Origin of the sequence: Sphingomonas arantia, from assembly GCF_042682045.1 — a bacterium.
Taxonomy (GTDB): Bacteria; Pseudomonadota; Alphaproteobacteria; order Sphingomonadales; family Sphingomonadaceae; genus Sphingomonas_R; species Sphingomonas_R arantia.
In genome coordinates, this window is sequence record NZ_JBHUGS010000002.1 from 767309 (window position 1) to 789307 (window position 21999).

The window sequence follows — 21999 nt, forward strand, 5'->3', positions numbered from 1 at the left end:
CCCGCTCAGGCGACGCGCTTGTCGATCTGCGATTGCGGCGTTCCGTCCGCAGCCTGTCGACACGCCCGCACGATCGCCCGTCGTGCCAGCCCGATCTTGAAATCATTCGCCCCCTGCCCCTGCGCGCCTTCCAGCAACGCATGGGCGGCGGCCAGGAACGCCGACTGCGACGGCACTTCGCCGACCAGCAGGCCTTCCGCCGTCTTCGACCGCCACGGCTTGTGCGCCACACCGCCCAGCGCGATCCGCGCCTCCGCGATCCGACCGTTCTCGATCCGCATCACCACCGCCACCGACACCAGCGCGAAGGCATAGGACAGCCGGTCGCGCAGCTTGAGGTACGTGTAATTACCCGAGAAATCCGCGTCCGGCAGGTCGATCGAGGTGATCAGCTCGCCAGGCTTCAGCGTGTTGTCGCGCGACGGATCTTCACCTGGCAGGCGGTGATAGTCCGCGAACGGAATCGACCGATCGCCGAGCGGCCCGGTGACGTTCACCGTCGCGTTCAGCACGGCCAACCCGACGCACATATCGGACGGATGCGTGGCGATGCAGGACGGGCTCGCCCCCAGGATCGCGTTCACCCGGTTGACGCCACCGATCGCCGAGCAACCCGTGCCCGGCTCGCGCTTGTTGCACGCCGTGGTGTTGTCGTAGAAATACAGGCACCGCGTCCGCTGGTTCAGGTTGCCGCCCGCGGTCGCGACGTTGCGCAGCTGCGGGCTGGCCCCGGCCAGGATCGAACTGGCCAGCACCGGATACTTGGCCTCGACCCGCGCATCCCATGCCGTCTCGCTGTTCGTCGCCAGCGCGCCGATCCGCAGGCCGCCGTCATGATCCTCGATCTCGTGCAGCGGCAACCGGTTGATGTCGACGATCCGCACCGGCCGCTCGACATTCTCCTTCATCAGGTCGACCAGGTTGCTGCCCCCGGCCAGGAACCGGACACCGCGCGCATTGCCGTCGCGCACCGCTTCCGCCACGTCGGACGGGCGATCGTAACCGAACCGGTTCATCGTGCGTCCTCCCGGTCCTGCACCGATTCGATCGCGTCGGCGATGTTGGTGTAGGCGCCGCAACGGCACAGATTGCCGCTCATATTCTCGCGGATCGCATCGCGCCCGTCCGCCTTGCCCTCACGCAACATGCCGATCGCCGAACAGATCTGCCCCGGCGTGCAGTAACCGCATTGGAACGCGTCATGATCGATGAACGCCTGCTGCATCGGGTGCAGCGTGTCGCCCGACGACAGCCCCTCGATCGTCTGGATCTCCGACCCGTCGCGCACCACCGCCAGCGTCAGGCAGCTGTTCACGCGCTTCCCGTCGACCAGCACGGTACACGCCCCGCACTGCCCGTGATCACAGCCCTTCTTGGTGCCGGTCAGGTCCAGCCGCTCGCGCAGCAGGTCGAGCAGCGTGACCCAAGGGGCGATCGAGAAATGCTCCGCCTTGCCGTTCACGGTCAGGTCGATGTCGATCAACCGTTCGGCGGTCTGGGCGGACGGTTCGGCGAGTTTGGTGGGCAATGCGGCCTCCGGCGTCGGGATATGGGCTTCAGACCGACAGCGGCCGGAGCCGGTTTTCGTTCCGCTCCACGCGGGTTTAGCCGACAATTGGCGACGCCCCCGGGACCCGCCTTCCCCCAAAGCATCGACAGCGCGACCCGACAGCGGGTAAGTGGCGCGCGTGACCGAACTGCCCCCGCCCCGCCCCGCGCCGCCACCCCGCGGCCGGCTCAAGGTCTTCCTCGGTGCCGCCGCCGGTGTCGGCAAGACCTACGAGATGCTGTCCGAAGGCATCACGCGGCGCCGTGACGGCGTCGATGTCGTGATCGGCATCGTCGAAACGCACGGCCGCCCCGAAACCGACCGGCTCGCGCGCATGCTGCCCGACGTCCCGCTCCGCCCCGGCCCCGGCCCGTGTTGCGCCATGGACGTCGATGCGCTGATCGCGCGCCGCCCTGCGCTGGTGCTGGTCGATGCCATCGCGTCCGCGAACCCGGCCGATGCGCGTCATGCGCGCCGCTACCAGGACGTCGAGGAACTGCTCGCCGCCGGCATCAACGTGCTTGCCACGCTCAACATCGAACATCTCGAAAGCCTGAACGACGTCGTCGCCTCGGTCACCCATATGCGTGTGACCGACACGATCCCGGACTCGGTGCTGGAATCGGCCGAGATCGAGGTCGTCGACATCCCGCCCGACGACCTGATCGAACGGCTCCGCGCCGGCAAGGTCCAGGTGCCGCACGAAGCCACCCGCGCCCCCGTCCACGCCTTCTCCAAATCGACGCTGTCGGCACTCCGCGAACTCGCGCTGCGCCGCGCCGCGCAGACCGTCGATACGCAGATGCTGGAACATGTCCGCGAACAGGCGCTCGACGGCAACTGGGCGGCCGGCGAACGGATCGTCGTGGCGATCAGCGAACAGCCCGGCTGCGACGGCCTCGTCCGCGCGACGAAGCGGCTGGCCGACGCGCTCCACGCCGGCTGGACCGCGGTGCATATCGAAACGCCGCGTACCCGCACCTTCGGCGATGTCGAACGCGCGCGGATCGCGGCGGTGCTCAACCTCGCCACCCGGCTGGGCGGCGCGGTCGCCTCCGTGCCGGCCGAGGCGGTGCTCCCCGGCCTCCAGGCGTTCGCCGCCGACACGCACGCGACGCAGCTCGTCGTCGGCAAGTCCGCCCGCTCGCGCTGGTTCGAACTGCGCCACGGGTCGGTGGTCGACCGGCTCGTCCGCAACACGCCCGGCGTCGCGGTCCACGTCCTGCCGATGGAGGCGGGCGCCGATGCCAAGGCCCCCGCCGGCCGGTCGCGTGCCATGCCCGATCGCGGCCGCCACGGGCTGCTCTGGGCCACCATCATGGTCGTCGCGGTCACTGCGCTCGCGAAGGGGCTCTACGCCTTCCTCGGCATCGGCAACACGGCGCTCCTGTATCTGCTGCCCGTCATGGTCGCGGCCAGCACACACGGCCGGCGCGCAGGGATCTATGCCGGCATCCTGTCGTCGATCGCCTACAACTTCTTCTTCCTGCCGCCGACGCTCACGCTGACGATCAGCAACCCGGAAAACGTCGTCACCATCATCGTGCTGCTGTCGGTCGCGTTCGCCACCAGCCAGCTTGCCGCCCGCGTCCGGGCCCAGGCCGATCTCGCCGCCACCAGCGCGCACCAGAATGCGGCGCTCGCCGGCTTCCTCCACCGCCTGAACGCCAGCGACAGCGACGCGGCGGTGATGCAGGCGATCTGCACCGAACTCGGCCGGCTATTCGACGTCCGCGTCGCACTGCTCATGCCCTCGGCGGAGGGCCTGACCCTGCGCGCCGCCGTCCCGCCCGCCGAACCGCTCGATTATATCGCCGCCACCGCCGCGCAATGGGCGGTCGACAACGGCACGCCCGCCGGTCGCGGATCGGACACGCTGACCGCCTCGGACTGGCTGTTCTACCCGCTGAAGGGCGCGCGCGGCGTGCTCGGCGCAGTCGGCGTCGCGCGCGACGATGGCCGCACACCGATCCGCTCGGATCGTATCGGCCTGCTCACCGGCCTGCTGAGCCAGGCGACACTTGTGCTCGAACGCATGCTGCTCGAATCCGAGACCCGCGACGTCGTCCAGCTGAAGGAACGCGACCGCCTCCGCGCCGCTTTGCTCTCCTCGGTCAGCCACGACCTGCGCACGCCGCTCACCGCGATCCTCGCCGCCGCCTCCGAACTGCGCGCCGATCCCGCGACGCCCGCCGCACTCGACACGATCGATGACGAGGCACGCCGCCTCAACCGGTTCGTCGCCAACCTGCTCGACATGGCGCGGGTCGAGGCCGGCGCGCTGGCCGCCGCCGCCGAACCGACCGACCTGACCGACGCAATCGGTTCCGCGGTCCACGACACGCGCCGCACGCTCGTCGGCCGCGCGGTCGAACTCGCGGTCCCGGCCGACCTGCCGATGGTCCGGCTCGATCCGCAGCTGTTCCACCATGTCCTGATCAACCTGCTCGACAATGCCGGCCGCTACGGCGATCCCGACACGCCGATCACGATCCGCGCGGAACGACTGCCCGATGCGCTGACCCTCTCGATCCTCGACCAGGGCCCCGGCCTGCCGCCCGGCCGCGAGGCCGAGGCGTTCGAAACCTTTGCCCGCCTCCAGGGCTCCGACCGCGCGCAGGGCGGCACCGGCCTCGGCCTTGCCATCGTCAAGGGTTTCGCCGAAGCCATGGGCATGACCGTCGCCGCCACCGCCCGCACCGACCGTAACGGCGCCTGCTTCACGCTGACCATGCCGGACACCTTGCTGGTCCGCGCGTCCAGCGGCGACGAGACATGACCACCGCGAACCGCATCCTGGTCGTCGACGACGAACCCGCCATCCGCCGGCTCCTGCGCACCGCACTCGAACGCGTCGGCCACGCCGTATCGGAGGCGGGCAACGCCGCGGACGCACTCGCCGTGCTGGCCACCGACCGTCCACAGGTCGTGCTGCTCGATCTCGGTCTGCCCGACCGCGACGGGCTCGAACTCGTACCGCTCATGCGCGCCCGCTCGGACGCCACCATTCTCGTCGTCTCGGCGCGCGACGCGACCGATCTCAAGGTCGCCGCACTCGATCTCGGCGCCGCCGACTATATCACCAAGCCGTTCGACACCGACGAGCTGCTCGCCCGCGTCCGCGCGGCACTCCGCCACCGGCTCGTGTCCGGCGGGGGCCGCACCAGCGTGCGCGCCGGGCCGATCCTGATCGACCTGCTCGACCGCCGCGTCCTGCGCGGCGATGTGGCCGTCCACCTGACGCCCAAGGAATATGAAGTGCTGACCGAACTGGCGCGCTACCCCGGTCGGGTCGTTACGCACGCGCATCTGCTCCGCACGGTCTGGCCGCACGAGACGGACGGACAGGTCGGCTATCTCCGAGTCGTGGTGCGCAACCTGCGCGGCAAGCTGGAGGCGGACCCGTCCGCGCCCACGCTGATCGTCAACGAACTGGGCGTCGGCTACCGCCTGATGGGCAGCGACTGACATAGAAATCCCCGCCGCGGACGAACCGCGGCGGGGATATGTTCGCCGCTCAGCTTGCGGCGCTGGTCCGGATCGTGCCGTTCAGGCCCGACGGGAAGAAGCCGCCCGCCGAAACCGCGGTCCGCGAAAGGTACACGATGTTCAACACCTGACCGGTCGACCGACCATATGCCAGACCGTTGGCATCGGTCGGTACGATGTTCGACGCATTCCCGATCGCACGAATGCCCTGGTCAAGATCGGTCGCACCATCCAGGCTATCGCGCGCGGTCGAGATCGACTCCGTCGCGTTGATCAGCGCCGGCGTCGCAACGCCCTTGCGGTACAACACGGTGCGGATCAGCCCGGCATGATAGGCCTCCGCCGCCAAGATCCCAGCCGCCGCTTCGGTGAACGTCTTGTTGGAGATCAGCGACGCCGCACCCTTGTAGGCGGACACCCCGACATCCTCGAAGATGAACGCGCCGAGCAGGAAGTTCTCGTCATTGGCGTAAGGATCGAACGTCGACCCCGCGCCGGTGATGAGGCCCGCCGCGCGCGCCGCGGACGAGAAGGCACCAGTCGCGGTGGCACCGATGTCGAGCGCCGGCTGGCCCACGGTCGCCGTACCGATCACGCTGCGCAGGAACCGCACATGGTTGATCTCGTCCTGCGCGATTTCCAGCGCATAGGCCGCGACGACCGGATCGGTGAACGTCACCTTCCGGCCACCCGTAACCGCACCGGTCCCGCCGATCCCGCCGGTCAGGCCGGCGTCCAGGCCCACGCCGAAGGCGGCATAGGAATAGAACTGCGCCTCCAGATATTCCAGGTTCAGCGCGAAGTTCAGGATGTCCTGATCCGGCACGGTGGCGCTGGTCGGGGTTGGCGTCGGGGTCGGCGTCGGTGTGACGCTGGGGTTGCCGCTGCCCCCACAGGCGGTCAGCAGCGACGCGCCGCCGACCATGACCGCGGCGCCACCAGCCATCTTGAAGAACTCACGCCGTTCGCCCCGGCGCTTGACCCGCAGGTCGAGGGCTTCGATCATCTTTTCGCTATTCATCGAAATCTCTCCGCAATCATGCGTGAAACAGGTCTGCGGATCAGTTCGCAGCGCTCGTTCGGATGGTGCCGTTGACACCTGCGGGGAAGAAGCCGCCACTGCCGACCGCGGCCCTGTTCAGGTACACGATGTTCAGCACCTGACCGGCGCTCCGGCTGTACGCCAGACCGTTCGCGTCGAGCGGAACGATGTTGGACGCGCCGTTGATCGGGGCCACGCCCTGATCCAGGTCGCTCGAACCGTCGAGGCTGTCGCGTGCGGTGGAGATCGACTCCGTCGCGGTGATCAGCGACGGCGTCTGGATGCCCTTGGCATACAGCGTCGTCCGCACGATCGCGGCGTGATACGCCTCGACCGCCAGGATCCCGGCCGCCGCGTCGAGGAACGTCGCGCTGGTCAGCAGCGGCGATGCGCCCTTGTACGCGGTCACACCGACATCTTCGAAGATGTACGCACCGAGCAGGAAATTCTCGTCCGACGCATAAGGGTCGAACGACGCGCCCGGACCGATCAGGCCGGCGGCGCGTGCGGCGGACGAAAACGCCCCGTTCGGGGTCGCACCGATGTCGATGGCGGGCTGTGCCACCGCGGCGGACGCCAGCGCGGTGCGCAGGAACGTCACGTGCGCGATTTCGTCTGCGGCGATCTCACGCGCATATTGCGCGACGACGTTGTCGGTAAAGGTCACCTGACGACCACCGGTCACCGCACCCTGCGTTCCCGTGCCGGTCAGCAGCGATGCCGACAGCCCGGTGCCGAACGCCGCGAACGAGTAGAATTGCGCTTCGAGATATTCGAGGTTCAGCGCGAAGTTCAGGATGTCCGCATCGGTCACCGCCGTCTGCGCTTCAGCCTGCACCGCGACCGCGCCCGCGGCGAGGCCACCGACGATTTTGCCCGCGCCTGCCATCGTCTTGAAGAACTCACGGCGATCGTTGCGCCGTGCCACCCTTGCATCCAGCGCGTCCATAATCAGACTGTCGTCGGTCATGCGTACCTCCTCCTGCTAACTCCCCACCGATACGGAGCGGTCATTCGGGGAGTTGCACGGGACGGCGACTTTATTGCGATTTATGCATCCGCTGAAATATTCGGCCGGACTTAACCGGAGTGACCAGCTTCCGCACACACAAAGAAGGGGCCGACGATCGCCGACCCCTCCGTTCGTCCGACCGGCTCGTGCCGCGGCTTAGCAGCGACGACCGTCCGACTTGTCGACCGCGCGACCGGCGAGTGCGCCGACGCCCGCGCCCAGGATCGTGCCCAGCGTCCGGTCACCGCGGCCGGCAACCTGGTTGCCGAGCAGGCCGCCGGCGATGCCGCCGATCGCCAGACCGCCATTGCCCTTGTCGTAGCAGCGCTGGTTGCCGCGATACCCGTTGTTGCCGCGGTAGTCGCGGTTGCCCCGGGCGTAGCGACGATCGCGGCGGTCGCGCCAGCCAACGTTCTGGAACCCGGACTGGCCTTCGTCGTAACGGCTATACTGTGCCGGTGCGTTCCAGCCCTGCGCCATGGCGGGCATGGGGGCGACGACGGCCAGCGAGGTCAGCGAAAGCGTAGCGGCGGTGAGGAACTTCGTGAACATGTCGATCTCCCTGTGTTCGATCTGCGAATGTCTCTCTGCACCGATTCGCATGTTCCTACTCTGAACACGCTTGTTAGCGGCCGTTCAGCAAAGCTTTCCCTTGGCCCCCGCCCGGACGCCCGGCATGGATCGGCCATGACGCAACCGACCGCCCGCCCGCTCGCCCATCTCCGTGGCGCCCGCCCCCCGGCCCCGGCATGGTACGACGCCGCACTGGCCGACCGGCCCGAGACCGGATCGGTCGTGGTGGAGGATGCCGCGATCGAGTGGCACGCCTGGGGTCCGCGCGGCGCGCCCGGCCTGCTGCTCGTCCATGGCGGCTGGGCGCATGCCGGCTGGTGGTCGCACATCGCGCCGCTGCTGGCGCGCGACCGGCGGGTTGCCGCGCTGTCGCTGTCCGGCATGGGCGGGTCGGACTGGCGGGCGGCCTATTCGATCGACCAATATGCGGATGAGCTTCGCGCCGTCTCGCACGCCGCCGGGCTCGACGCCGCCGGCCCGCCCACGCTGGTCGGCCACAGCTTTGGCTGCGCCCCGGTCATCGCCGCGCTCGCCGATCCGTCCGGCTCGGCGGCCGGCGGCATCCTGATCGACGGGTCGATCACCATGAAACCCGGCACCCGCCCGCCCGTCACCGGCCTGCGCACGCAGCATTTCGCCGATCTGGACGCGGCGCTCGCCCGCTTCCGCCTGATGCCCGAACAGCCCTGCGACAATCTCTACATCGTCGACGGCATCGCCCGCGGGTCCGTCACGGCTTGCGACACCGGCCTCCGCTGGTCGTTCGATCCGACGCTCTACGATCGCTGCACGCTGATCGACACGCGCGCCACTGCAAAGGCGATCCGCGCGCCGCTGACGTTCATTCGTGGGGAACTCTCCGCGATCGTACCGCCGGAGACGCTGGTGGGGCTACGGGCGGACCTGCCCGCCATGCGCGTGGTCACCATCCCGAACGCGCACCATCATGTCATGATCGATCAACCGATCGCGCTGGTCGCGGCGATCGAGGACCTGCTGGCCGGCTGAGCCGTCACCGCGGTCGCAAAAGGATAGGGCCGCCGACTAACCCGGCGGCGGCCCCGACAGATCAGGCGTTCAGCGCGTCGCGCACGGCCTTGGACGGCTGGAAGCTCAGCTTGCGCGATGCGGCGATGTCCATCGTCTCGCCGGTGCGCGGGTTGCGGCCTTCGCGTGCCGGACGATCCTGGACCTTGAACTTGCCGAAACCGGGCAGCGAGACCTCGGTCCCCTCGGCAGCGGCGTCGGTGATCGCCTTGAAGATGCTCTCGACGACGGACTTGGCCTGTGCCTTGGTCATGTCGTGCTCGGTGGCGATGGCGTCTGCCAGTGCTGCGCTGTTCATCGGTCTGCTGTTCCTCTGTGGTTGACGGAGCCGGCGTCCTGCCGAACTTTGCCAGCGCTGTCACCCCTGCACTAGGGTTAACTGCCCTCTGTGACGCGGCATCTCGCGCCTTCGGCACGCTTCATCGGCTCAACCGTCGGCGGATGCGCGAAACGATGCCGCGACCGGTCTTGCGCGGCCCGGCCTCCAAAGCGCGGAACCGCTCGATCCGGCACTCCCCGCCGGACCGGACGCGCACGCTGTCGCGGTCCGCGCAGACCAGCCCGTCGGTGCCCGGCCGGATGTAGAAGCCGCCGTAATAATCGAGGTCGGGGCAATCATCCTCGAACTGCGCGCGCACCCGGTTACCGCCGCGCAGCAACAGGTCGACACTGTCCTCCGCCACGACCGCCGCGGCACCCACCTTGTTCATCGGCACGCACTTCGGCCCCTTGCGTTCGCGCCACCGCGTCTGCCCGGCGGGGGCCGGATCCACCTGACGCGTCGGGACACGCACGATGGTGCTCCGCCGGATCATCATCTGCGTCACGATCAGCGTCGATCCCGCGTCCCGCGCCGGCGCGGATCCCGCCGCCAGCAGCAGCACGGCGCTCCAGATCATCATGATTCCGCATCCGTCATGGGGTGCAGCGTTTCGGCCCGGCGACTGAACGCCAGATGAACCCAACCCGGCTATCGGCTCCGCAGGCTGATTGCGCTATCAGGGTGTGATGATCGTGCCACCCCCCGCTTTGCTTGCCGACCTTGCCGCACTGCTCGGCCCGGCCGGCTATTCCGACGATCCGGCGGTGGTGGCACCCTGGCTCACCGACTGGCGCGGGCGATATCACGGCACCACTGCCGCGCTGCTCTCTCCGGCCTCCACCGATCAGGTCGCGGCCGTCGTCCGGCTGGCCAATGCCTACCGCGTCCCGCTGGTCGCGCAGGGCGGCAACAGCTCGACGGTCGGCGGTGCCACCCCCCCGGCGGACGGTTCCGCGCTGCTCCTCTCGCTCCGCCGCATGGCGCGCCCGCCGGTCATCGACACGGGCGATGCCGCCGCCACCGTCGACGCGGGCGTCATCCTGTCCGACCTGCACGATGCCGCCGCCGCGCACGGCCTGCGCTTCCCGCTGTCGCTCGCGGCCCGCGGGTCGGCCACGATCGGCGGCCTCGTCTCGACCAACGCCGGCGGCATTCAGGTCCTGCGGTTCGGCACGATGCGCGCGCTGGTGCTGGGGCTGGAGGCGGTGCTGCCCGACGGCACGATCTTCCACGGCCTGTCGAGCCTTCGAAAGGACAATCGCGGCTACGACCTGCGCCAGCTGCTGACCGGGGCGGAAGGCACGCTCGGCATCGTCACCGCCGCCACGCTCCGCCTCGTCCCCGCGATCGGCACGCGCGCCGTCGCCTGGGCGGCCGTGCCCGATCCGCAGTCGGCGCTCCGCCTGCTCCGCCGGCTCGACGGCGCGCTCGGCGATGCGGTGGAGAGCTTCGAACTCATCCCCGCTGCCGGTCTCGACCTCGTCCTCCACCACATCCCCGCCACCCGCGCACCGATCGCCATCGCGGCCCCTTGGAATGTCCTGATCGAGGCGACCGCCCCGCACGGCGCGCCCGACCCGGCCGACGCGCTGGCGTCCGCGCTTCAGTCCGCGCTGGAGGACGGCCTGATCCTCGACGCCACCATCGCCGCCAGCGAAACCCATGCCGAGGCCCTCTGGAAACTGCGCGAAACGTTACCCGAGGCCGAACGGCTCGACGGCTTCGCGGTCAAGCACGACATCGCCGTCCCGGTCTCCGCCATGCCCGACTTCATCGTCGACACCACCCGCGCGATCGAGGCGGCGCACAGCGGCGCCCGCGTCCTGGCGTTCGGCCATCTCGGCGACGGCAACGTCCACTTCAACGTCCGCGCACCGGCGGGCACGGACTCCGCCGCCTGGTCCGCCGCGCATGGCCCGGCCGTCTCGCGCGACGTCCACGACCGCGTCATGGCGGTCGGCGGCACCATCTCGGCCGAACATGGCATCGGCCAGGCCAAGCTCGCGGAGTTCGCGCGCACCGCCGATCCGGTCCGGCTGGCGACGCTGCGCGCGATCAAGACCGCGCTCGATCCGCTCAACCTCTTCAATCCGGGTAAACTCGTGCCGCTTGCGCCTGCGCGCACGGGTCCATAAACGGGGCGGCATCGCGAGCGTCCGACAGGGGCGTCGTCGAACGACCGCACGTGGAGTATGATGCATGGCCAGCGCCGCACCGGCAAATGATCTGCCGCTGTTCTATAACCAGCTTGAACCGCTTTCCAGCCAGACGCACGGCAGCTGGAAGGCCCGCAACATGGACGCCCCCACCTTCCTGGTCGGCACGCATGCCGTGCCGCTGACGGTCGAGGAGTTCGCGCCCGCCTCGCGCTTCTACCCGATCGTGTTCTCGCTGGGTGACCAGCCGGTGCCGCTCGCGCTCATGGCGCTGAACGAGGGCGTCAACACCTTCGTCGGCCCCGACGGCCGGTTCACCAACGACGCCTACATCCCGGCCTACATCCGCCGCTATCCGTTCATGCTCGCCCGGCTGAACCCGAATGCGGAGGAATTGTCGCTCTGCTTCGATCCGTCGTCCGGCACGATCGGCGAGTTCGAGGAGGGCGACGCCCTGTTCGCCGACGGCAAGCCGACCGAGGTCGTCGGCAACATCCTGGCGTTCTGCGAACAGTTCGAACAGGCCGGCCAGCGGACGTCGCAGTTCATGAAGGAACTGGCCGACCACAAACTGCTGATGGACGGCGAAGTCACGATCCAGCCCGAGGGCGCGGACCAGCCGTTCATCTACCGCGGGTTCCAGATGGTGAACGAGGATGCGCTGAAGGAAATGCGCGGCGATACGGCGCGCAAGCTGATCAAGTCTGGCGTCCTGCCGCTGATCTACGCGCACCTCTTCTCGCTCGCGCTGATCCGCGACATCTTCGCGCGGCAGATGGAACAGGGCAAGATCCCGGCCCAGCCGCTCCGCGTCGACGCCTGATCGACCATGCTGGCCCCGGAACCCTATCGTCCGACCGGCGACCGCGGCCGACGTTATTCGTCGGTCGCGATCGCCTTCCACTGGACGATCGCGGTTCTGGTGATCGCAAACCTCGCGATCGGGCTGCTGCACGATGCGCTGACGGGCGTGCAACTGATGCCGATCCACAAATCGATCGGCATCACCGTCCTGGCGCTCAGCATCGCACGGCTGATGTGGCGGCTCGCCCATCCGGCGCCCGCCCTCCCCGGCGACGTGCCGGGGTGGCAGCGCGCCGTCGCGCACATCACCCACTGGGCGCTGTACGCGCTGATGATCCTCATGCCCGCCACCGGCTGGTGGATGGTGTCGGCCGGCGCGAGGAAATATCCGCTCGACTGGTTCGGCCTGTTCCCGGTCCCGTTCCTGCCCGTGACGTCCGGTGGCGACATTTCGAACGAAGCGCACGAACTGCTCGGCTGGGCGATGCTCGCGCTGGTCGTGCTGCACGTCGCCGCCGCGCTGAAGCACCATTTCGTCGATCGCGACACCGTGCTCGTTCGCATGCTGCCCGGGTCAGGCCACCGCTGAACACGGTGTCTGGCGAGCGCTACCACCGCGCCGCACAATTTACGCTTGAATCCCCCGCCCAGGGGACTATTTAAGAACTGTCAGACCGTGTTCCCCCCCTTTCACGGTCCGACTGAATGCATCCCTCCGGGGGTGTGTTTCCTCCCTGAACCTTGGCCACTCCATGCTTGCATGGGGTGGTTTTTTTTACTCCGCGGCCTGGCGGTCGTTGCCTGGCAGGGCAAGCGCCAGGGTCCGGCGCAGCGCGGCGACGAACTGCTGCGCCCGCACCAGTCCAGGCCCCGGCAGGCGGAACGTCGCGTCCAGATAGAGCGATCGGCACAGCTCGATCTGCACCGCATGGATGCCCCGCCGCGGCCGCCCGTGCCGGTCCACTCCGTATCCGCCCGCATAGGGCCGGTTGCGCGCCACCCGGTATCCCGCCGCCCGCGCCGCATCGATCGCGCCCGCCGTCACCGTCGGATCGGCGCTCGCCCCGTTCAGGTCGCCCACCACGATCGTGATGCCGCGATCGCGCCCGGCCAGCGGCGGCATCGAATGCAGGTCGATCAGCACCGCGACGCCGTGCGCGGCGTGGGCGGCGTCCAGCGCGTCGGCCACCGCCCGGTGATAGGGTTCGTGGACCCCCGCGATCCGCCCGGCCAGGTCCGCCGCCGCGATCGGCCCATGCCAGATGTCGCCCACCCCGGCCATCCGCCGCGGCACCAGCCCCAGCCCGGCGCGGATCCGCGGTCCGTCGCGCAACCCCGCGGCCGGCGGCGGTGGATCGATCATCTCGCCGTCCAGCTCGTCCGGATGGCGGTTCAGGTCGATCCACGCGCGCGCCATGTCGGCGGCGATCACCGTCGCGCCCTCGTCCACCGCCGCCGCCGCCAGCAAATCCGCATGGCGATCCTCCAGCCCGATCAGCCGGTCGACCGGCACGCGCGCCGCCGCGATCAGCGCCTCGGGATAGCTTCGCCCGGCATGCCCCACCGCGATCACCACCGGCGTCTGCGGCACGCGCGGGCCGACCGTCCGGAAAGGGCTGATATCCATGCCATGCCATAGCGCGCCGCACGATCCGCACCAACCGTCGATACGCGCTTCCGGACCGCCGTCGCCCGTCGATTAAGTCGCGGACCCCCCTTGGAGAATCTTAAGGGCTGACAGCATAAGGGGCATCGATGACCAACGGCCGGAACCCTATTGCATGACGCGCATCCTGCTGGCCGAAGACGATGATTCGATGCGGGAATATCTCGCGCGCGCACTGGAACGATCGGGTTACACCGTGGTCGCGGTCGACCGCGGGACGGCGGCGCTGCCGCTGCTGGAGAACGAGGCGTTCGATCTGCTGCTGACCGACATCGTCATGCCCGAAATGGACGGCATCGAACTGGCGCAGCGCGCGACCGTCATAAATCCCGGCATGCGCGTCATGTTCATCACCGGCTTCGCTGCGGTCGCGCTGAAGGGTCAGCAGACCCCGCCAAACTCGCGCGTCCTGTCCAAACCGTTCCACCTGCGCGATCTCGTGCTCGAAGTGGACCGGATGTTCGAAATGGGCACCGTCACCGGTTTGTAAGATTTTCCGCAACAGTCCGCTTGCACCCCCCGCGGACCCCGGCTAGAGGCCTTCCCACGGCGGGCGTGTAGCTCAGTGGTAGAGCACTGTGTTGACATCGCAGGGGTCGCAAGTTCAATCCTTGCCACGCCCACCATAGAAAGACCCGGTCACGCATCGCGTAGCCGGGTTTTTTTACGCCCTGCCCGGGATCGGGACCCGACCTAGCCCCGCAACGCCGCCACCACCGCCTGCGCAACATCGCGGTGAACCCCGTCCGCCGCCGCGCCCTCGATCTTCGCCTGGGTCAGGTAGCTTGCGATCACGATCGGCGCCCGCTTCGGCGGCCATAGCACCCCGATCACCGCGCTCGTGCCGGTCTGCCCCCGTCCGGTCTTGTCCGCGACGCGCCAGTCCTGCGGCACCCCGGCGCGCAACATGCCCAGCCCCGTCCGACTCGCCGCCATCCACTCCGTCAACATCCCGCGTGACACGGGCGTCAGTACGGGTCCCAGCGCCAGCCGATCCAGGCTGGCCGCCATCGCCGCGGGCGTCGTCGTATCGCGCGGGTCGCCCGGCGTCGCACTGTTCAGCGCCGGCTCGATCCGGTCCAGCCGGGTCGCCGGATCGCCCGTCCGGCGCAAGAACGCGGTCAGCCCGGCCGGCCCGCCGACGATCGGCAGCAGCAGGTTCGCCGCGCTGTTGTCGCTCAGCACGATCGCCGCCTCGCACAGTTCGCCCACCGTCGCGCGCCCGCCGACCCGCGTTTCGCAGAACGGCGCGTGCGGCACGATATCGCTCCGCCCGACCGTGATCGCCCGGTCGCCCCGCTCGCGACCCTGATCGACACGGTGCAGGATCGCGGCCACTAGCGGCACCTTGAACGTGCTGCACATCGCAAACCGCGCGTCGGCCGCGTAACCGAACACGTCCCCGGTCGCCCGGTCCCGCACCGCGACGCCCAGCCGCCCGCCGCTCCGTCGTTCCAGCGCCGCCAGCGTCGCGCGCAACGCCACACCGTCCGTCCACCGTGCCGCCCCCGCACTACCGCCACACGCCAGCGCAGCGGCCCCGACCAGCATCCCCCGTCTATCGATCATCGTCCCGCGATCCTCCCCGTCAGGGGGTCACGGTATCAGAACCCGATAGCGGAGGCGAAACGTCCGTCCTGCGATATGCGTCCCGCCCAGCTTCACGCGGAACCCGCGCACCGCCGGGTCATAACCGTCCGCGTCGGGCCGCGGGATATAGCCCCATGCCGTCCCATTGGTGAATTCCAGCCCGTCGGTCTCGCTCGCCAGGCTGACGAAGCCGAACGTCGCACCGCTGCCGAGCAGCCCGGTGCCCAGCAGGCTGCCGTCCTCGAACTGGACCGGGCTGCCGTTCGTGCCGAGCGAGGTCACCTGCATCCGCGTCTTGGCCGACACCGTCTCCTCGATCGTCACGCCCCGCGCGCCCGACACGAACAGGTCCAGCTGGTTCGTCACGTTGATCTCGTAATCGACCTGTGTGCCAGGAAGGATCCGCGGGGCCAGCCCGTTGGTCGGCGGCGTGACGATCCGCACCCCGCGCGCGAACGTCAGCGGGCTCGCCGTCGCCGGGCCAGCCAACATCGCCAGCACCGTGCCAACCGCGGCCAGTGTCGCCCGCCCGGTCACCGCGTCACCCCGCCACGCGCGCCGCCGACCCGGCTGAGCGTCGTCTGATCGAACTTCATCCGCATCGTCACATAAGGCCCCTGCCGCGTGTAGCGGTCCGCCTCGAAATCGCGGTCGCGGTACCCCGCCACATTATATCCGACGGTCACCCACATGTCCGTCGCGGGCGACACCCCCACCGTCGGCCCGCCCGCGAACGCCACCACGTTGCGCGTCAGGGCATGCTGCACGGAACCCTGCAGCCCGATGTCGAACCGCGTCCCGATATCGCGGCGCAGCTCGAACCCGACGACCTGGATGAACCCGTCATAGGCATCCTGCGCGAACCGCCCGCGGACATATTTCGCCCCGTGATACAGCGTGCCTTCGAACCCGTGCCCGCGGCCCTCCGCCCCCGTCCGGTAATTCAGCGCGACATTGTTGATCACCCGCGTCGTCACCTGGTCCCCGCCGCCATAGGCCGGCACGCCCAGCGCATTGTCGTCGGTGAACCCACCGTCCGCCCGCTCCATCCGCAGCTCCAGCCGCTCCAGCACCGACCAGTTCCGGTCCAGCGGACGCAGCGCCAACGCGACATCGACCGCGGCATAGGCGGCGATCGCGCCGGACCGCGAACGCACCCGGTACGCCTTGATCCCCGATGCCAGCGTCTGCCCCTGCCCCAGCGTCCGCAGCACACTGCTCGTCAGGCCCAGCCGCTGCTCGAACCCGTCGCGATATTCCGCCCGCCCGTTCCACGACCAGCGGTTCGCACGGAACGCCGCGCCCAGCGTCACGGCGGTATAGTCGCCGCCGCCCTGTCCCGACGTGACCGTCCCGCCCGTCGTCGAACCGCCGCCCGGCACGCCGCCCGACGCGACGGGCTGGAACGCGTTGATCACCGCGCCTTCGGGCACCCGTCCGCGGATCGTGCTGCTCGCGTCCAGCGTCGCGTCGACCGTCCAGTGCTTGCCGATCGGCAGCGACTGGTTCAGCCCATATTGCGCGAACGTGCGTTCCCCGTTCTCGCCGATCGCCTGCTGGTTGGCGGTCGCGGAAAACTTGCCACCCTTCCACGGCGCGACATCGAACCCCGCCTGCGTCGTGTGCGCGACATAGTCCGTCCCGTCGGCGATCTCATATCCGCCGATCAGCCGGATCCCGGGGCGGACGCGGTAGGCCGCTGTGATCTGGTGGCGCACCGGAAAGTCCACGCTGCCCTTGCTGCCGCCCGGCGCGACCTGCGTCTGCCCGCTCAGCACCAGCGTCTCGCCGAACAGCGACTGGCTGCCGCCCAGCGTCAGCAACCGGCTGTCGCGCTTTATGCCGTCGATCCCGCGGTCCATCGCGATCTGCCCGCCGACGAACACCGTGCCCGTATCGCGGCGATATTCCAGCCGCGCCTCGCCCGCCGTCCGGCTGCCCGGTTCGGTCAGCTGCGTCTGGCTCCAGCCCGTGCCCGTCAGGCTCAGCCGGTCGGTGATGCCCAGCCGACCGTCCAGCCCGTATTTTCGGGTGCCCGCCTCGACCAGGTTCTGCTGCCCCACGCCGAACGCCGCATCCTGTTGGCGGACATAGCCCAGCGCGTCGATCGACTTGGAATGATGCTCCACCTCCGCGAGGAACGACTTGCCCGTGTCCAGCCCGCCGCGCCCACCCTGCGCATATTCGCCGCGCAGTTCGGTGCCGGGCGCCAGCCGCGCCTTCGCGTCCACCCCGGCGACCGTCGACACGCCGACCGTCTCGTCGCGGATCACGCTGGCGCCCAGCTCCAGCTTGCCGTCCGCGATGCGCGTAGCCAGACGCCCGGCGGCTGCCAGCTTCCGCCCGCGCCCGCCCTCGACCTCGTAATCCGCCACGATGAAGATCGGGTTCAACGCCGCGTCGCGCCCCAGGATCGGCTGGCGAAACCGCACCGTGCCCAGCGTCGCGTCGATATCGTAATCGATGTGGCGGGTCAGCGACTCGCTCGACAGGATCCGTTCCGACCGGAACCGGTCGCGCGTCTCGATACGCAGCTTGTCGCTGTTCGGCACGATCCGCCGGCCCGACAGCCGGTACGGCCCCGACAGGCCGTTCCCGCGGATCTCGTCGCGCGTGTAGAGCGTGTCGGTCTGCGCCGCAAAACCGCTCGCCCGCACCCGCGGTCCTTCATAAGCGGCCTTCACGCCGTTCAGCGTCCGGCTGTACCGGGTCAGCTGCGTCTCGTTGAACCCGCTCTCGAAATCACCGAACAGCGCGTAGAATTCGCGCCGTTCCAGCCGCAGGTACAGCTTGCGCCGCGTCGCCGCGTCATAACTCTGCTGCGTCGCGTCGCCGTACACCGTGTAGTATCGATCCGGATCGATCGTCCCGAGCAGCCCGCGGTCCGGGTCATATTTCCGGTCGCTGTCATAGGCGATCGTCAGCAGCCACGATCCGTGGACCCGCCCCTTGGCATAGAAAGCCAGTTGCCCGTCGGTCACGACTTTGTTGCGGTCGCCGCGCGGCAACGCCGTCGCGCGCCGCTTCAGCATGTCGTAGCCCGCACTGCCCGATCCGAACCCCACCACCACCCAGTCGCGCGCCGCGGCGGTCAGCCAGCTGCGGATCTCGCTGGTCCGCACCGTGCGATCCTCGGTCAGCGTCACGACCGCGCGGACCGCCCCCGCCTGCGTCGTCGGTTGGAGCGCGATGAACGCGATGCCGGCATCGCCCACGACGCGCGCCACGGTCTCCTCCGCCGGACGGTCGGTCTGCTGGCGCCCCTGTTCCAGCGCCACGTCGACCGCGGCGGTGTACGGCGCCTCGATCCGGAACGGCACCGCCGTGCCCGCGCGCACCGGCCGGCCCGCCGCATCGGTCACACGCACCGCGATCAGCGGCCGGGTCACGCCGTCCGCCATCAGCCGGCTGACCGCCGGATCGAACACCGCCCGTGCCGGCGCACCGGCATAATGCACGCTGCGTTCCAGCGTCTGCGCCACGCTGCCGTCCGCGTTCAGCACGCGCGCCGCCAGCCGGTTCTCGCCGGCGTTCAGCGGCAACCCGGTCCAGCGCGAGATCGCGACCCCGCGCGGATCGTCGCGGTCGGTCCCGTCGAAACTCAGCGGATCGACCTGCGCACCGTTCAGCGTCAGCGCGACGCGTTGGCCGGGCGCATGCTTGATGACGACGCGCTGCGCCGGTGCGCGCGGGTTGTGATCAACCAGCGGGAACAGCCATTCGACGCCCGCCGTCTGCCCCGCCATCCAGTCGCGGTTGCCCGCCGCGGTCGCATCGTCGGCGATCGCGACCGGCAGGACGTCCACCGGCGCGGCCGCCTTGCCCGTCGGGCGCAGCTGGAAATCGACACGCTTCAGCAGGCCGCCGGTCCCCTCGATGAACCGCGAGATCGCGTTCCCCGCCTGGCGCGTGTCCACGTCGCACGCCACCGGTTCATGCGTCGCGGGCAGGCCGGCCCGGTCGATCTGCACGACATGCCGCCCCGCGCGCACCCCTTCGAAATGATACAGGCCGTCGCGGTCGGTAACCACGAATGTCCCGTCCTCCATCAACAACCGCACGCCGGGCACGCCGCGCCGGCGGCTGGCCGGGTCGTTGCATGCCCCCTCCGTCACCCGCCCGATGATCGTCATCGCGTCGCTGAACAGCAGCGCCTGCACGCGGACCGACGCTGCCGCCTCGTTACTGCCCACCGCACCGTCGCCGGTCGCGCGCGCCCGGTTCAGCGCCTCGCCCACCGGCGCGCCTGGCGCGATCGTCACGACGTAGCGGAAGTCCGCGGTCGCCCCCGCCGCCAGCCGCGGCACGGCAAAGGTCAGCGTCCGGCCATTGCGCGACAGCGTCGGTTCGCCCACGCCGTGCGTCGATCCGGTTTCGTAACGCAGCCCGACGGGCAGGTCGTCGGTCACCCGCACGCCCGCCGCCGCTGCCTCGCCGCGATTGGCCAGCTGCAGCCGGTACTGCACGAAATCGCCGGGCGATGCCTGCCGCACCGATGCCTGCTTCGACAGCAGCAGCGTGCCACCCGCATCGCGATCGACCGGTATATCGGAATAGAATGGCGCGGTGCCGGCCAGCACCAGTTCCCCGCCGAAACTGGCCGGGTTCAGGATATACCGCGCGCCGGACGGATCGCGCACCTGCGCCAGCTGCGCCCGGTCGATCGTGGACGGCGCGCGATACGGTTCGGGCGGCGTGATGCGCAACCGGTACGTGCCCGGCGGGGACAGCGGAAAGCGGTATCGCCCGGCCACGCCCGGATAGACCCGCCCGCCGGCATCGGTCACCGCGGCACCGGTCACCACGGTTGCGGGATAGGGACTGACGCCGTCATCGCCGAACACCGTGGCGGGCGCGCCCTGCGCATCGACCAGCGAGACCGTCGCGCCATCGACCGGCACACCGGTGCGCGAATCGAACACATATCCAGCCGGATCGATCAGCAGGTCGATCGCCACGCCCGCGCTGTCGGCGGTCTCCACGAACCGGAACGTCGCGGTGTCGCCGCGGCCGGGCGCGGGTTCGCAGGCGGCACGCGCGGCGTCGGTGCGCGGTGCGGGCACCAGGCCGGCGAACACGCCGCTGCCCGCCGCGGTCTCGCGCACCATGATCTTCCGGCTGGCGGCACCGATCTCGACCGTGACGGCCACGGTTTCGCGTGCGGCGGGGTCGCGATTCTCGGCCGCGGCCTCCACCACCACGATATAGGGGGACAGCAGGTCGACCGTCTTCATGCGCGTGGCGACGGCCAGCGTGTCGGCATCGATCGGCGGCGCGATCATCATCGCTGCGGCGGCGTCGCAAGTGGCGGCCGCGATCGGCCGGTCCGGCGGCGGCAGGCGGAAACTCAGCGTCGTCGGCTGCTTGATCCGCACGACGTCCAGGCCGACGCTGTTGGATGTCAAAACCCGCGTCTGCCCGCCCCGAACATAGCTCAGGGTCGCGACATTGCTGATCCGCGCCACGGGCTGCGCCGGGGCAACGCCCGCGACGGCACATAGCAGGATCGCGCACAGGCGCAGGAGGCGGAACAGGATGGGCATATTGGGGCGCTGTCCGGCGCGGGGCTGGCCCGCGCCGGATCGCTCGTTCCTTCCAATCGCGGGGCCGGGCCTAGTTGATCGTCACGCGGAAGCTGGCCGACAAAGACGTCAGGCCGAGGAGCAACGGGATTGTCGCCCGCACCTCCCCGTTCGCGGCATCGAACGCACCGGTATACGGCCCGACCGTGTTCGACCCGTCGTCGTTCTGCGGGAACCCGTTCAGGACGCAGACATTGCCCGTGCCCAGCCCGCCGACCGTGATCGATCCCGGAACATAGGTCGTGTTGTCGGGGATCTTGTCCTTCAGCACCACCGACGTCGCGGGCGTCAGCGCGGTCCCGTTGTTGACGACCAGGCAATATTCCACGATCGCACCGGGCAGCGCGCGCGCCGGCGTCAGCAGGTTCACGCCGTCCGACACGATCCGCGCGGTCTTCGTCACGGTCAGCGCGACGGCCCGCGTCGCGATCTCGTACGCCGCCGATGCACGACCCTGGCCGTTGCGAGGCAGATCGCCCAGCCCGAGGCCGTCCGAATCGTTGTCGGCAAAGACGATGTCTTCCACCCCTTCACGGTTCAGCAGGTCCAGGTCGGTCGACACCAGCCGTTCGCCGACCGCGTTCACGCCTCCGCCGGCCGCGACGACGGCCTGCAGCGACACGAACGCCAGATACGGATTGTTCGGCGGCGAACCGACGTCGGCGACGATGAACACCGTGATCGACGTATCGGGTGCCAGTTCGTCGATGTACGTCGCGCGGTCCAGATCGGCATCATATTGCCCGTTGGCGTTGGAATCGACGAACACGCGCAGGTTGCTGACGTCGAAATTGTCCGAACCGGGCAGGATGCCGGTCGACAGCGTCGTCTGGTCCGGGGTCAGCAGGAAATCCTGCGTCCCGTTGGTGATGTTGGTGATGGTGAAGCTGGTCACCACGTTCGGATCGTTGACCGCCACCTTCGTGGTGGTCGCCTGCGCCGATACGGTGGTGAACGCGACCTTGCGATCGACCACGAACTGCGCAACGTCCGATTGTGCGTTCACCGTGTTGTTGTTGACGGTGTAGGTCGCCGTCGCCTGGTTGGTGATGATCGTCCCGGCGGTCGTCGGTGCGGCCACCGCGGTCCCCCCGCCCGCCATGGCCGCCATCGCGGCCCCCGTCATCAGCAGTCGTCTCGCCCCTGTCTTGCTCATCGTCTCGTTCC

Annotated in this window: 19 protein-coding genes and 1 tRNA gene; 8 read left to right on the forward strand and 12 right to left on the reverse strand. The window is 69.4% G+C overall.

Features of this window, described 5'->3' with window-relative positions:
* Positions 1-5: 5 nt before the first annotated feature.
* Positions 6-1016 carry an FAD binding domain-containing protein gene (locus ACFSGX_RS09225; RefSeq protein WP_380929308.1) on the reverse strand — a complete coding sequence of 337 codons (1011 nt, stop codon included), beginning with the start codon at positions 1014-1016 and terminating at the stop codon, positions 6-8.
* A complete protein-coding gene (locus ACFSGX_RS09230) occupies positions 1013-1549 on the reverse strand; it encodes a (2Fe-2S)-binding protein (protein ID WP_380930025.1) in 537 nt (178 codons plus the stop codon). Before ACFSGX_RS09230 ends, ACFSGX_RS09225 begins: the two co-directional genes overlap by 4 nt.
* Positions 1550-1688: 139 nt before the next feature.
* Here ACFSGX_RS09230 and ACFSGX_RS09235 point away from each other — a divergent pair, with 139 nt between their 5' ends.
* Both ACFSGX_RS09235 and ACFSGX_RS09240 read left to right on the forward strand, forming a co-directional pair.
* Entirely contained in the window at positions 1689-4328 is a 2640-nt protein-coding gene (locus tag ACFSGX_RS09235) for a DUF4118 domain-containing protein (protein WP_380930026.1), read from the forward strand.
* Positions 4325-5017 carry a response regulator transcription factor gene (locus ACFSGX_RS09240; RefSeq protein WP_380929309.1) on the forward strand — a complete coding sequence of 231 codons (693 nt, stop codon included), beginning with the start codon at positions 4325-4327 and terminating at the stop codon, positions 5015-5017. Before ACFSGX_RS09235 ends, ACFSGX_RS09240 begins: the two co-directional genes overlap by 4 nt.
* Positions 5018-5066: 49 nt before the next feature.
* On the opposite strand, the gene ACFSGX_RS09245 is transcribed toward ACFSGX_RS09240, so the two are convergent.
* The 3 genes from ACFSGX_RS09245 to ACFSGX_RS09255 all read right to left on the reverse strand — a co-directional run bounded on the left by ACFSGX_RS09245 (position 5067) and on the right by ACFSGX_RS09255 (position 7644).
* Complete coding sequence (locus ACFSGX_RS09245; RefSeq protein WP_380929310.1) at positions 5067-6059, reverse strand: ferritin-like domain-containing protein; 993 nt, start codon at positions 6057-6059, stop codon at positions 5067-5069.
* Positions 6060-6099: 40 nt separating this feature from the next.
* A complete protein-coding gene (locus ACFSGX_RS09250) occupies positions 6100-7050 on the reverse strand; it encodes a ferritin-like domain-containing protein (protein WP_380929311.1) in 951 nt (316 codons plus the stop codon).
* 198 nt (positions 7051-7248) lie between these two features.
* Positions 7249-7644, reverse strand: coding sequence for a glycine zipper 2TM domain-containing protein (locus ACFSGX_RS09255; protein WP_380929312.1), 396 nt, complete (start codon positions 7642-7644; stop codon positions 7249-7251).
* Between the two features lie 135 nt (positions 7645-7779).
* Between ACFSGX_RS09255 and ACFSGX_RS09260 the strand changes: the two genes are divergently transcribed.
* Complete coding sequence (locus tag ACFSGX_RS09260) at positions 7780-8673, forward strand: alpha/beta fold hydrolase (RefSeq protein ID WP_380929314.1); 894 nt, start codon at positions 7780-7782, stop codon at positions 8671-8673.
* Positions 8674-8734: 61 nt separating this feature from the next.
* Here the strand turns inward: ACFSGX_RS09260 and ACFSGX_RS09265 are convergent, their stop codons facing one another.
* Both ACFSGX_RS09265 and ACFSGX_RS09270 read right to left on the reverse strand, forming a co-directional pair.
* Complete coding sequence (locus ACFSGX_RS09265) at positions 8735-9010, reverse strand: HU family DNA-binding protein (protein ID WP_157175728.1); 276 nt, start codon at positions 9008-9010, stop codon at positions 8735-8737.
* 121 nt (positions 9011-9131) lie between these two features.
* The gene (locus ACFSGX_RS09270; protein ID WP_380929317.1) at positions 9132-9614 is read right to left on the reverse strand and encodes a hypothetical protein; all 483 of its coding nucleotides are present in this window, start codon (positions 9612-9614) and stop codon (positions 9132-9134) included.
* Positions 9615-9720: 106 nt separating this feature from the next.
* On the opposite strand from ACFSGX_RS09270, the gene ACFSGX_RS09275 reads away from it, so the two are divergent.
* The 3 genes from ACFSGX_RS09275 (at position 9721) to ACFSGX_RS09285 (ending at position 12583) form a co-directional block, all read left to right on the forward strand.
* Entirely contained in the window at positions 9721-11169 is a 1449-nt protein-coding gene (locus tag ACFSGX_RS09275) for an FAD-binding oxidoreductase (protein WP_380929319.1), read from the forward strand.
* Positions 11170-11233: 64 nt separating this feature from the next.
* Positions 11234-12013 carry a SapC family protein gene (locus tag ACFSGX_RS09280; protein ID WP_380929320.1) on the forward strand — a complete coding sequence of 260 codons (780 nt, stop codon included), beginning with the start codon at positions 11234-11236 and terminating at the stop codon, positions 12011-12013.
* 6 nt (positions 12014-12019) lie between these two features.
* Entirely contained in the window at positions 12020-12583 is a 564-nt protein-coding gene (locus tag ACFSGX_RS09285; RefSeq protein ID WP_380929322.1) for a cytochrome b, read from the forward strand.
* 186 nt (positions 12584-12769) lie between these two features.
* On the opposite strand, the gene ACFSGX_RS09290 is transcribed toward ACFSGX_RS09285, so the two are convergent.
* Positions 12770-13621: an N-formylglutamate amidohydrolase gene (locus ACFSGX_RS09290; RefSeq protein WP_380929324.1), complete on the reverse strand. Its 852-nt coding sequence runs from the start codon at positions 13619-13621 to the stop codon at positions 12770-12772.
* 154 nt (positions 13622-13775) lie between these two features.
* Here ACFSGX_RS09290 and cpdR point away from each other — a divergent pair, with 154 nt between their 5' ends.
* Together cpdR and ACFSGX_RS09300 are read left to right on the forward strand one after the other, a co-directional pair.
* A complete protein-coding gene (cpdR, locus tag ACFSGX_RS09295) occupies positions 13776-14150 on the forward strand; it encodes a cell cycle two-component system response regulator CpdR (protein ID WP_380929325.1) in 375 nt (124 codons plus the stop codon).
* A 61-nt stretch (positions 14151-14211) separates the two neighbouring features.
* Positions 14212-14286, forward strand: a tRNA-Val gene (locus tag ACFSGX_RS09300).
* Between the two features lie 67 nt (positions 14287-14353).
* Here the strand turns inward: ACFSGX_RS09300 and bla are convergent.
* From bla to ACFSGX_RS09320, 4 genes are all read right to left on the reverse strand, one after another.
* The gene (gene bla, locus ACFSGX_RS09305) at positions 14354-15229 is read right to left on the reverse strand and encodes a class A beta-lactamase (protein WP_380929327.1); all 876 of its coding nucleotides are present in this window, start codon (positions 15227-15229) and stop codon (positions 14354-14356) included.
* Between the two features lie 27 nt (positions 15230-15256).
* Complete coding sequence (locus ACFSGX_RS09310) at positions 15257-15787, reverse strand: hypothetical protein (RefSeq protein WP_380929329.1); 531 nt, start codon at positions 15785-15787, stop codon at positions 15257-15259.
* Positions 15784-20793, reverse strand: a complete 5010-nt coding sequence (locus ACFSGX_RS09315) for a hypothetical protein (RefSeq protein WP_380929331.1) — start codon at positions 20791-20793, stop codon at positions 15784-15786. Before ACFSGX_RS09315 ends, ACFSGX_RS09310 begins: the two co-directional genes overlap by 4 nt.
* A gap of 70 nt (positions 20794-20863) precedes the next feature.
* Entirely contained in the window at positions 20864-21988 is a 1125-nt protein-coding gene (locus ACFSGX_RS09320; RefSeq protein WP_380929332.1) for a hypothetical protein, read from the reverse strand.
* Between the last annotated feature and the right edge of the window lie 11 nt (positions 21989-21999).